This window comes from Bullifex sp. (assembly GCF_034103065.1).
GTDB lineage: Bacteria > Spirochaetota > Spirochaetia > Sphaerochaetales > Sphaerochaetaceae > Bullifex.
This window is the reverse complement of record NZ_JAXEGN010000243.1, coordinates 1-11,952: the sequence shown is the minus strand read 5'-3', so window position 1 is coordinate 11,952 and position 11,952 is coordinate 1. Positions and strand designations below refer to the sequence as shown.

At 35.0% G+C, this 11,952-nt stretch carries 9 protein-coding genes; 8 read left to right on the top strand and 1 reads right to left on the bottom strand.

Annotation, left to right across the window (positions count from 1 at the left end):
• Window positions 1-476: amino acid--tRNA ligase-related protein (locus SOY52_RS09310; RefSeq protein WP_320848681.1), on the bottom strand; the 476-nt coding region annotated here is incomplete at its 3' end.
• 55 nt (window positions 477-531) lie between these two features.
• On the opposite strand from SOY52_RS09310, the gene mnmE reads away from it, so the two are divergent.
• The 8 genes from mnmE to SOY52_RS09270 all read left to right on the top strand — a co-directional run.
• Entirely contained in the window at window positions 532-1,848 is a 1,317-nt protein-coding gene (gene mnmE, locus SOY52_RS09305; protein WP_320848680.1) for a tRNA uridine-5-carboxymethylaminomethyl(34) synthesis GTPase MnmE, read from the top strand.
• A 1-nt stretch (window position 1,849) separates the two neighbouring features.
• Window positions 1,850-3,667 (top strand): tRNA uridine-5-carboxymethylaminomethyl(34) synthesis enzyme MnmG, encoded by a 1,818-nt coding sequence (mnmG, locus tag SOY52_RS09300; RefSeq protein ID WP_320848679.1) that lies wholly within the window; start codon window positions 1,850-1,852, stop codon window positions 3,665-3,667.
• A complete protein-coding gene (gene rsmG / locus SOY52_RS09295) occupies window positions 3,651-4,268 on the top strand; it encodes a 16S rRNA (guanine(527)-N(7))-methyltransferase RsmG (RefSeq protein ID WP_320848678.1) in 618 nt (205 codons plus the stop codon). Before mnmG ends, rsmG begins: the two co-directional genes overlap by 17 nt.
• A gap of 1 nt (window position 4,269) precedes the next feature.
• A complete protein-coding gene (locus tag SOY52_RS09290; RefSeq protein ID WP_320848677.1) occupies window positions 4,270-7,314 on the top strand; it encodes a DNA translocase FtsK in 3,045 nt (1,014 codons plus the stop codon).
• A complete protein-coding gene (locus tag SOY52_RS09285; protein WP_320848676.1) occupies window positions 7,307-8,101 on the top strand; it encodes an aminotransferase class IV in 795 nt (264 codons plus the stop codon). The genes SOY52_RS09290 and SOY52_RS09285 overlap by 8 nt, the downstream gene beginning before the upstream one ends.
• A gap of 86 nt (window positions 8,102-8,187) precedes the next feature.
• Window positions 8,188-9,678 (top strand): DEAD/DEAH box helicase, encoded by a 1,491-nt coding sequence (locus SOY52_RS09280; RefSeq protein ID WP_320848675.1) that lies wholly within the window; start codon window positions 8,188-8,190, stop codon window positions 9,676-9,678.
• Window positions 9,675-11,405 carry an ABC transporter ATP-binding protein gene (locus tag SOY52_RS09275; protein WP_320848674.1) on the top strand — a complete coding sequence of 577 codons (1,731 nt, stop codon included), beginning with the start codon at window positions 9,675-9,677 and terminating at the stop codon, window positions 11,403-11,405. The genes SOY52_RS09280 and SOY52_RS09275 overlap by 4 nt, the downstream gene beginning before the upstream one ends.
• Window positions 11,402-11,952 (top strand): lysophospholipid acyltransferase family protein (locus SOY52_RS09270; protein WP_320848673.1); only part of this gene is annotated, 551 nt, incomplete at its 3' end. The genes SOY52_RS09275 and SOY52_RS09270, both read left to right, overlap by 4 nt.

Genomic DNA, 11,952 nt, shown 5'->3' with positions numbered 1-11,952 from the left:
AGGTCAAGTCCTGCATACTTTTTTATAGCATCATTAACACTCATTTTAATAAATGGTGGAAGTGCATAACTAGGAGTTGTTGGCCTTTTAATTGCCTTTAATAGCTCTTCAGTTAAGGTAATTGAGTCATTTTCATCATAGTCTAAAGTATAGTATTCGAGCATTGAAAACTCAGGATTATGAATTTCTCCTAGCTGTTCACTATTTCTAAAGCAACTAGAAATTTGGTAGATAGAAGGAAAGCCATTTGCAAGTAGGCGCTTCATATATACTTCAGGTGATGGAATTAGATATAAATCAAGGTTTCCAGCAAATTCATTTATAAACTTTGTTTCAAAGTTCTGAATTGTTGGTTCTGGAATTAAATCAGGGGATAGGGTAGGAGTAAAAACCTCAAGATAATCCTTTGAATCAAAGAATTCTCTAATGGTTTTATTCATTATACTTCGCTCTTTTTGGCTTAAGATATCAAACATGAGACTATATTACCTTCCTTGTGTAGATTTTATCAACAGGCTATAATGATTTGCTATGGATGCCTATACGACAAATGAACCAATTTATGCATTAGCAACAGCTTATGCACCATCCGCAATTGCAATTGTAAGGCTTAGTGGTGATGGTGTTATTGATTTGCTTTCCAGTGTATTTGATCGACCTGAAAAATTAAAAAGAGCAAAAACAAATACTCTTGTTTATGGGAATTTAATTGATAAACAAAATAGTATTGTTGATGAAGTATTGGTAGCTGTTTTTAAAAAAGGCTATGGATATACAGGAGAAGAAGCATTAGAGATTAATGCTCATGGTTCATTAACTGGATTAAAACGTATTTTCCTCTTACTTGAATCAATCGGAATTAGACAAGCTAAAAGAGGTGAATTCACCTTTAGAGCATTCATGCATGGTAGACTTGATTTAACTCAAGCGGAAGCTGTTGAAGAGCTAATTTCCTCTAAGAGTATTAGAGGTCAAGAGGCTGCTCTTGAGCGTCTAGAAGGTGGACTTAAAAATCGACTTTTAGCTATAAAAAATAAACTTATAAACATACTTGCTTCTTTAGAGGTTCAATTAGATTATGCTGAGGATGAAATCTTAGAAGATTGGATAATGCCAAAAGCTGAGATCAATGAAATAATTAGTAATCTTGATGAGATTGTTAAAACCTACAGTGCTGGAACTATATACCGTGAAGGTGCAAAAATCGTACTAGCTGGTGCTGCTAATGCAGGAAAGAGTTCACTCTTTAATTTGCTTACTAAAGAAAATAGAGCAATTGTTTCTCCAATTGCAGGTACAACTCGTGATTACATTGAATCCTTTACAACTATCCACGATATTCCTGTACGTCTCTTTGATACTGCAGGACTAAGAGATAGTGATGATTTAATTGAAAGTGAAGGTATTAAGAGAAGTGAAAAGCTAATTAATGAAGCCGATTTAGTTCTTCTTCTACTTGCTCCAGGAGAAAAGGAAGAGATAACTTGGAAGACTAAAACTATCGTTGTAAAAACTAAAAGTGACTTAGAAAAAGGTGAAGGCTTAGCTATTTCAACTGTTAATGGAGAGGGAATTTCTCTTTTATTAGATTCAATTTATCAAGAGCTTTCTTCTAAGAGCAGTGAAAGTGAATTAGGTGCTATTTCGATTGATAGTGAAAGACAAAGAGACGGTTTAGTTAGACTTGTTGAAATGCTGAAATTTATACTATCAAATGAAAATGAAAGTGTTGATATCCTTGCTTTATTCTTCCAAAGTGCTCTATCCATTCTTGGGGAAATTACAGGAGAGGTTACAAACGAAGAGTTACTTGATACACTCTTTTCAAATTTCTGTTTAGGTAAATAATATGAGAGATTACGATATAATTGTTATTGGCGGCGGACATGCCGGGATTGAAGCTGCGAGTGCAGCTGCTAGACAGGGCTTTGACACCCTTATGATTACTCAGTCCTTAGATGCAATTGGACGCCTTTCTTGTAATCCTGCTATTGGCGGATTAGCAAAAGGTAACTTGGTTCGTGAAATAGACGCCCTTGGTGGTTTAATGGGGCATCTAATTGATGATACTTTTATCCAGTTTAGAATTTTAAATAAGAGAAGAGGACCTGCGGTGCAAGCACCTCGTGCTCAGGCTGATAAATTTTCATATTCACGTCTTGCTAAGGAGACTCTTGAAAAAACAGACCATCTTTCTCTGTTTATGGATACAGTCACTGATTTACTCATCGAAGATAATAAATGTATTGGTGTTGTAACAGAAAGAGGTTGGCATATATCTTCACGTGCAGTTGTACTTACAACCGGTACCTTCATGAATGGAAGAATCTTCATTGGTGAATACGATGCTCCTTGTGGTCGTCTTGGTGAGATGGCCGCAGTAGGCCTTGGTGATAACTTAAGAAAGCTTGGCTTTAACGTTGGTAGAATGAAGACAGGAACACCTGCAAGAGTTAGGAAATCATCTCTAGACTTTGATGAACTTGAAATTCAACCAGGAGATGAAGAGATTATCCCTTTCTCATTTGATAATGATGAAATTATTCGCTCCCAGTTACCATGTTATGTAACTTGGACTAATGACGAAACTCATAAAATAATTAGAGATAATATTCATCGTTCTCCTCTTTATGGAGGAAAAATTGTAGGAAAAGGACCTCGCTATTGTCCTTCAATTGAGGATAAGGTTGTAAGATTCCCAGAGCGTGAGAGACATCAAATATTTGTTGAACCAGAAGGTAATGGAACAGAGGAAATGTATTTAAATGGACTTTCTTCATCTCTTCCTGAAGAGGTTCAGCACAAGTTTATTAGAACTCTACCTGGCTTAAAACACTGTGAAATTATGCGTCCTGCATATGCCGTTGAGTATGACTACATCGATCCTACAGGTCTTTATCCATCTCTTGAGTCTAAGAGACTTGAAAACCTGTTTATTGCAGGCCAAACTAATGGAACCTCTGGTTATGAAGAAGCTGCTGCCCAGGGATTAATTGCAGGTATTAACGCAGCATTGAAGTTAAGAGGAGAAGATCCATTAATCTTAAAGCGTACAGAGGCATACATTGGTGTATTAATTGATGACCTTGTAACAAAGGGAACTAAAGAACCATATAGAATGTTTACTTCTCGTGCAGAGTATAGATTATCTTTACGCCATGATAATGCTGATATGAGGTTAACTCGTCTTGCATATGAGAAGCATAGTGTAAGTGATGAAAAGCTTGAAAGATTAAATGATAAAATTAATAAGATGGACTCTTTAAAGACATTAATAAAGTCTTATAAAGAGAGAGGTAAAAATGGCCTCGATCTATTAAAGGAACCTGAGGTTGATATCATTTATCTTGAAAGTAAAGTTCCAGCTATCAAGGAGTATTCTCTCTCTGTTAAGAGAGAAGTTGAGCTTGATATTAAGTATGCAGGGTACTTAAAAAGACAGGAAACCGAGGCATCTAAGTTTGATAAGAGTGAGAAGATATTAATTCCTGATGATATTAACTACGATTTAATTGATGGCCTTTCTAGCGAGTCTAGAGAAAAGTTTAAGGCTATTAAGCCTCAGAATGTCGGTCAGGCAATGAGAATTAGTGGTGTAAGAGTATCAGATGCAGCACTTTTGATGATGTATTTAAAAACAAGAGGTGAACATGGATCTACTAATTGAAGGTGCAAATAAATTAAAAATAGAGTTAACTCAAGATCAAATTGATAAGCTTGAAAAGTATATTAAGGAAATAGAGCTTTTTAATCCTGTTTATAAGCTTGTTGGCTATCAAGATAGATCAGAGTTAATTATTAAACATATTCTTGACTCTTTAGCAGGGATTAAGGAAATTGAAAAGATAAATAAAGGTGTTATTGCAGACCTTGGTTCCGGGGCAGGATTTCCTGGAATTGTACTGGCTATTATGCTCGACTCTCCTATTGTACTTATCGAGCGTATGAAGCGAAGAGTCGATTTTTTAAAAAATGTTATTTTAAGGTGTAACCTTACTAATGTTAAAATCATTGCAAAGGATGTGAGTGAGGTTGATGAAAAATTCGATACAATTACTTGTAGAGCTTTTCATCCTATATACGATATCATCCAGGATGTTGAGAGGCTATTGACAACAGACGGTGTGTTTGCAGCTTATAAAGGTAGAAAAAGCTACCTCCTTGCTGAGACTGAAAATCTTTCAGCTTGGAAACTCGATGTCATACCACTTCAAGTCCCATTTCTAGATGAACAACGCCACCTTGCTCTTATGAGGAAGAAAAACTGACATGGAAAAAAAGAAAAAAAAGATTTTTTCACTACTATTTTCACTAATAATGCTGCTCTTTGGGGCAGCATTAGCTGCTTCTAAGCACATTGGACTTTTTTCTAAGTTCCTTACTCCATATTTAGATTATCTTTGCTTAACTAATTCGTCTTATTGTGTATATATACCAGCAGCTTTATTTATTTTCTTGGGAGTATTTGGTTTAGCCGTTAGAAGGAGAAAACCTTTTAGCTTGTTATTAGTTTTTTACATGATTTTCATGTATTACTCTCTTTTGGTTGCTTTTCATACTTTTAATGGAATTAATGTCCCAGCCTTTATTATTTCAAAAGTTAACCAACGACCTTCTTTGATAATATTATGTTTAGTTTTAGAAGTAATACTTTTCATGATTTTAATTGTGATAACTTCAGCATTAAATGCTCGTTATCAAAAAAAACATCCTAAGAAGGATAAGAAAAAAGAAGTTGTAAAGAAAGAAACAAATCAAGAAGAAAATACTAAAAACGTTGAAGAAAACACATATGATCCTTCAAGTCCAATTTCATTTCCAAAGGCACCAACACTTCCAAAGTTTTCAACATTTTCAAGTGATGATGCACCTAATAATGAAATAGTTGATGAGATAAAAAGTGAAGCAACTGTTGATCATATCTATGATTCTCCAACTGCATCTATTACGGCCTTTCAGAGTGCAAAAGAAAGAGTTGAGGAAAAGTGTAAAGAGGATGAGGTAGAAAGCTTTACTATCAAAAGACCAACAAGTCTTTTAGGCACAACCTTAGAGCGAATTAATAAAGATGAGGTGGAAAGTCAAATTGTAAATCAACGTCCGATTATTGGTTTTGAGGATAAAAAAGAGGAGACTAAAATTAGTAATGATCCATCTATTGCTCCTTCAAATCTTCCTCCAACACACCCTAGATATAGAATGTTTGAGGCGTTAAAAAAGAAAGATAACGCAACTGCTACAGCACCTGTTACTCCAAAGAGTGAAGAAAAGGTAGATGAGGCAGTAAAGAAAGAGTCCTTTGCACCTTCAAACCTTCCTCCAACACATCCTCGATATCAGATGTTCCAAGCCCTTCATGAGTCTCGTGATACATCTTCAACCCCTTCTAGACCTTTTGTCTCTACTACTCAAGTTAAGCAGGAAAGTGGGGCGTCAAAAACAGAAATAGCAGCATCTCTCTCTGATGCTATTAGAATGCGTAAAAAGGCTGAAGATATTAAAGCTTTAGAAGCAGAAAAAGAAGAAAGAGAGCGTAATGAACAGCTTAAGAGAGAGGCTGAAGAGGAAGCTGAGAGATTAAAGGCAAAATTAATAGAAGAAGATCGTGCAAGACGTGAAAGCTTACTTAGAGAGCAATATAGAAAAGAAGCTGAAGCTAAAGTTAGAGCAGAGCTTGAAGCTCAAGGTATTTCCTTAAAAAAGGATGATGTTCATGAATTACCTCGTACAGATTCATACTATCAAAGTGCAAGTACTGCAAAAATGGTAGGTGGGGCTCAACTTGAGGATGCTAAAGAAGTAAAGAGTGAAGAAAACTCATCCCAAATTGAATTTAAAGTTGGTATTGGCGGGCTAGCTAGCAACAATGCTGGTGAAGAGGCTATATTAAATCGTCAAAAAAGAGGATACAATCCTCCAAACTCAGACCTTTTAAAGACCTATCCTCAAGCAAGTTATGAAATTGATGATGATACTAGAGCTTTAGGTGAGTTAATGTGCACTGTAATGCATGACTTTAGAGTAGATGTAACATTAATTAATATCATCAAGGGACCAACTGTTACTATGTTTGAATATGACTTAGCTCCAGGAATTATGGTCTCTAAGGTTACTTCACTGCAAAACAACATCAGTATGCGTATTGGAGGTAAACAAATAAGAATACTTGCTCCAGTACCAGGTAAGAGCGCTATTGGTATTGAGGTTCCAAATGAAAAGAGAGCTACTGTAGGCTTTAAAGAACTTTTAGATCCATTAAAAGAAAGTGGGTATAAGGTTCCAATGATTTTAGGACGCAATATCTTAGGTGAGCCTATGATGCTAGATGTTGCTAAAACTCCACATCTATTGATTGCTGGTACTACTGGTTCTGGTAAGAGTGTATGTATTAATGGTTTAATTGTTTCTATTTTATACACAAAGAGTCCTAAGGAAGTAAGACTTATTATGGTTGACCCAAAGGTTGTAGAACTACAAGTTTACAATAGAATACCACACTTACTAACCCCTGTAATTACAGAACCAAAGAGAGTATTAAAGATGCTTTCATGGTTAGTTGATGAAATGGAAAGGCGATATAGAGTCTTTTCTCAAATTGGTACAAGAAACATCGAAGGGTTTAACCAAAGTGTTCATACTCTTGGTTATGCTACAGAGAAGATGCCATATATTGTATTAATCATGGATGAGTTTGCTGACCTTATGACTGTAATTGGAAAGGATATGGAGAGCTATGTTGCAAGACTAATGGCAAAGGCAAGAGCAGCAGGTATCCATGTTGTTATGGCAACCCAAAGACCTTCTAGTGAAGTTATTACAGGTACAATTAAGAATAATATTCCATCACGTATTTCATTTGCAGTATCTTCTGCAATGAACAGTAGAATTATTCTTGATGAATCAGGAGCTGAGAACCTCCTTGGTAGAGGTGATATGCTCTATCTTGCAAATGGCTCAAATGCATTAAGTCGTATTCAAGGTGCCTTCTTATCTGATGATGAAGTTGATAAGGTTGTTAGCTATGTTAAGTCGCAAGGTGAACCAGATTACCTCGATGAGTCAATCTTTGAGGATGATGTCGAAGAGGATTCATATGACGATGGATCTGACTCTTGTGGTAATGGCGATGAAGATATGTATGAAAAAGCTAAGCAGATAGTATTTGAAAGAAAGGGTGCTTCTGCTTCATATCTCCAAAGAAGACTTGGAATTGGATACAACAGAGCGGCTAAGCTCGTTGAACAGATGGAAGAAGAAGGTATTGTAGGACCTGCAAATGGTTCTAAACCAAGGGAGATATTAAGATATGAATAAGAGTGCTATTAAAAATGGTGAATTAATAAAAGAAGAGGATGCAGTTGTTTCAATTACATCCCGTGAAGTTCAATGTAATTTTTCTGTCTATGAAGCTTTAAGAGTACTTGGAGGAAAGGTAGTACACCTTTGTGATCATGAAAAAAGATTAAAAGAAAGTGCTGCAATGTTAAATATGAAGCTTCCTGCTCTTAATCTTAAAGAAAACATTGAAAAGTTAATTAAAAAGGATAACTTAAAGGACGTTACAATGCGTATTTTAGTTATCGGGGGAAAAAATCCTCAAGTATTTATTACATACCAAGATTTATTAACATACCCTGATTCTTACTATGAAAAGGGAATTGGGGTTACCACCTATTTTGGCGAACGCTTTATGCCAAAGTGTAAAACAAGTAATTTGCTACTTAGCTACCTTGCACTAGAAGATGCAAAAAGCAAAGGTGCTTTTGAAGCTCTACTAGTTGATAGAAATAATAGAGTGCTTGAAGGAACTCGCTCTAACTTCTATATGTTAAAGGATAATGTAATTTACACCGCAGGTGATGAATATGTCCTCTCTGGAGTTACAAGAATTTCTGTACTAAAAGCATTGGAAGAAATGGGTGTAAAAGTAGTATTTGAAAGTCCAAAGTTAAGTGAAATTGAGAGTGCAGATACACTCTTTATTTCATCAACAAGTATGGCGGCAATGCCTGTTTCTACTTTGAACTCAAAACCTATCAAATGTGATTTTGATTTTGTAAAACGTGTTACAACATATGTAAGAGCACACGAACTTGATTAATAGAGTAGTTATTTCCAATAGACAAAAAATCTTAATACAATAATAATGTAGTTATTGAATATAAGAATTTTTTTATTGGGTAATATATGAATTTTAATCAATTAGGTTTAACAGATAATGTTCTAGAAGGAATAAAAGCTTCTGGTTTTGATAGTTGTACAAACGTTCAAGAAATGGTTCTTCCTGTTTCTCTATCGGGAAAGGATGTAATGGTTCAATCCAAGACAGGATCAGGAAAAACTGCTGTATATCTTATTACTATTTTAGAACAATACCAGAAGAGGAAGAATGCAAATCTTCCTCTTCCAGTTAGTTTAGTAATTGCACCAACAAGAGAGCTTGCACTTCAAATTGAGGAAGACGCTAAATTACTCTCAAGTCATCTTGATGGTTTTAAGGTCGGTTGTTTCTATGGTGGTGTTGGTTACCAAAGACAAAATGAAGAGATTAGCTCAGGACTTTCTCTATATGTTGGAACCCCTGGAAGATTAATTGATTTCGCATCATCTAGTAAAATTGATTTTAGACAGTTTTCTACTGTTGTTATCGATGAAGCAGACAGAATGTTTGATATGGGTTTTTATCCTGATGTTCAAAGAATGTTCTCTATGATGTGTGCAAAGGAAGATCGTCAAACACTATTACTTTCTGCAACACTCTCAACAAGAGTTAGAAATTTAGCTTGGGAGTATATGAATGACCCAATTGAAATCGAAAGTCAACCTGAAGAAATAACTGTTAAAAATATTACTCAAGAACTATTTCATGTTTCTAAAGATGAAAAGTTTTCTCTATTACTCTCTCTTTTAAATAAGATTGCTCCAAAAAGTTGTTTAATTTTTACAAATACTAAAGGACGTGCTGTTGAGGTTTCAAAACGTCTTGCCTTAAATGGATATAAAACTAGCTACCTTATGGGTGATATGCCTCAAAAGGAGCGCTTAGATGCTCTAAATAAGATGAAAAATGGTAGTCTTGATATCTTAGTTGCAACAGATATTGCTGCAAGAGGCTTACAAATTGATGACCTTGAATTAGTAGTAAATTACGATATTCCTGAAGACTATGAAGCATATGTTCATAGAATTGGAAGAACAGCAAGAGCTGGTAAGAGTGGAAAGGCGATTACCTTAGCTTGTGAAGAATACATTTATGGCCTAGAGGCTATTGAAAACTATATTCAAATGAAAATACCTGTATTGTGGGCTGACGAAGTTGGTTTAGTTGAAGTAGAAGATAAAAGTGCTGGCTATAAGAGTGTTAAGAAAAGTCCAAAGCAATCTAAGACTAGAGCAAAGAAGGGTACAACCCAAAAGAAGGTTAGTGAAAAAGGTAAAAAATCAGTTGATTACGATAAGCTTGCCAAAATGTCTCCTGAAGAGAGAATGGCTTACTATAAGAAAACATATGGTTCAAGTGAGCAAGCAAAAAGCGTTAAGAAAGAAAGTAGTGATAATAAAAGGAAAAGTAGCGTAAGTGGTATGCCTAATGTCAAAAGCGCTCCTTCTCAAAAAACTACAGAGCCAAAGAAGGGTATTATCAGTCGCATATTTGGATTATTTAGGAGAGCAAAATGAAGCTTTTCAAGAGATTTGTAGCTTACTATAAGCCCTTTCTAAATCTATTTATTTTAGATATTTCAGTTGCAACTTTTTCATCTGTGCTTTCTATTCTTTTTCCAATGTTAACTAGGTATTTATTAAATAAGCCAATACCTGAAAGAGATTATCATGGAATGACTATTATTTTTGCCATTATGATAGCTGTCTATATTATTCAAGCTGTAAGTAACTACGTTAGGATTCGTTGGGGACATATTTTAGGTGTTAGAATGGAAAATAAGATGAGAGAGGATTTATTCTCTCATCTTCAAACCCTTTCTTTTTCATATTTTGATAAAACAAAGACTGGAACAATAATGAGTAGAATTTCAAACGATTTGTTCCAGATTGCTGAAGTAGCTCACCATGGTCCTGAAGATTTATTAATAAGTATTGCAACAATTATTGGCGCATATATTTTAATGTTCTTTATTTCAGTTCCACTTGCGCTTGTTTCTTTAATTCCACTTCCATTTATGCTCTTCTATGGCATTGTTTTTGGACACAGAATGAAGGAAAAAAATAGGGCAGTTAGAAGATCTGTTGCAAATATTAATGTTGATGCAGAGAACTCTATCCAAGGGATAAGAGAGGTAAAATCCTTTGCACAAGAGAACTTCCAAAAGAATAAGTTTGAAGCATCAAATGTAAAGCTAAAGGAAACAAGAGAAGCAATGTATAAGCAAATGGCTTCTTACCATGCTGGAATTGGCTTTATGAGAGACTTATACTACCTAGTTACAGTTGCAGGAGGAGCGTTATTAATTGCTTTTGGTTATGCAGAACTTACAGATTTATTAACATTCGTCCTCTATGTTTCTGTAGTATTACCTCCAATTGATCGACTTATTAACTTTACAGAGCAACTTCAACAGGGTATTGCCTCTTTTGAACGCTTTACCGAGGTAATGGATATTAAGCCTGAAATTGAAGATGAAAAGGATGCAAAAGAGCTAGTTGTGAAGGATGCAACAATTAAGTTTGATGATGTTTCTTTTTCATATGAATCAAGAAGTGGAGAAAAGGTAACTTCAAACTTAGATTTAGTAATTCCTGGAGGATCTAGAGTTGCTATAGTTGGTGAAAGTGGTGCTGGAAAAACAACAATTGTCTCTCTTTTAGCAAGATTCTATGAGCGTGATAAGGGAAGTATCACTATTGATGGTGTTGATATAAAGAATGTAACCCAAGAGTCCTTACATAAGGCAATTGGATTTGTTCAACAAAATGTATTCTTATTTGATGCATCAATTAGAGAAAACCTTAGATATGGAAAGAGCGATGCAACTGATGAAGAACTTTGGAAAGCATTAAAGATTGCAAATCTATATGACTTTGTTAAAGGTTTACCTGAGGGGCTCGATACAGAGGTTGGAGAACGTGGTACTAGATTATCTGGTGGTCAAAAGCAAAGATTATCAATTGCAAGAGTATTTTTGAAAAACCCACCAATATTAATCTTTGATGAAGCAACAAGTAGCTTGGATAGTGAAAGTGAAGCATTAATTCAAGATGCCTTTAACAATATTTCTAAAGGAAAGACTTCAATTGTAATAGCCCATAGACTCTCAACTATCGTTGATTGTGATAAAATATTTGTCATTGAGAAGGGCAGTGTAAAAGAAGCTGGAAACCATCAAGAATTACTTGCAAAGAATGGCCTTTATGCAAGATTATATAATGTGAAAAGGGATGAGTTATGATTAAGTTTATTAAGATTGCTATTGCTGCAATTATTATAATTCCATTTTTAATTTTGAGCTATGTGCCTATTTTTATTTCTTTTTTATTTAGAAAAGCGGGAAATGAAAAGGCATCACGATTTATTATCGATAAAACAGCACACTTCTTAATAAGATTAATATTCTTATTACTTGGTGGTAAGGTTGTCCTAGAAGGATCTGAAAATATTCCAAGCGAAGGAAGAATTTGCTTTATCGCAAATCATACCTCCCTCCTTGATTGTATTGCTGTAATGTATCCAAAGAATGTATTTACAGGCTTCATTGGTAAGGTTGAAGTAAAGAAAATTCCAATAGTAAGCAATTGGTTTAGTGTCCTAAATTCAGTTTATATCGATAGAAAGAGTCCAAGAGACTCAATTAAAGCTATCCTTCAAGGCTCTGAAAACATAAAAGGTGGACTTCCAATGACAATCTTCCCTGAGGGCACAAGAAGTAAGGATGGCCTTGTTCATGAGTTTAAGGCTGGTTCATTTAAGATGGCTACTCGTGTTGATGCAATAATCTG

Excerpts from the sequence above, each read along its gene's own strand:
- mnmE (WP_320848680.1), top strand. The coding sequence starts at position 532 with ATGGATGCCTATACGACAAATGAACCAATTTATGCATTAGCAACAGCT.
- mnmG (WP_320848679.1), top strand. The coding sequence starts at position 1,850 with ATGAGAGATTACGATATAATTGTTATTGGCGGCGGACATGCCGGGATT.
- rsmG (WP_320848678.1), top strand. The coding sequence starts at position 3,651 with ATGGATCTACTAATTGAAGGTGCAAATAAATTAAAAATAGAGTTAACT.
- SOY52_RS09290 (WP_320848677.1), top strand. The coding sequence starts at position 4,270 with ATGGAAAAAAAGAAAAAAAAGATTTTTTCACTACTATTTTCACTAATA.
- SOY52_RS09285 (WP_320848676.1), top strand. The coding sequence starts at position 7,307 with ATGAATAAGAGTGCTATTAAAAATGGTGAATTAATAAAAGAAGAGGAT.
- SOY52_RS09280 (WP_320848675.1), top strand. The coding sequence starts at position 8,188 with ATGAATTTTAATCAATTAGGTTTAACAGATAATGTTCTAGAAGGAATA.
- SOY52_RS09275 (WP_320848674.1), top strand. The coding sequence starts at position 9,675 with ATGAAGCTTTTCAAGAGATTTGTAGCTTACTATAAGCCCTTTCTAAAT.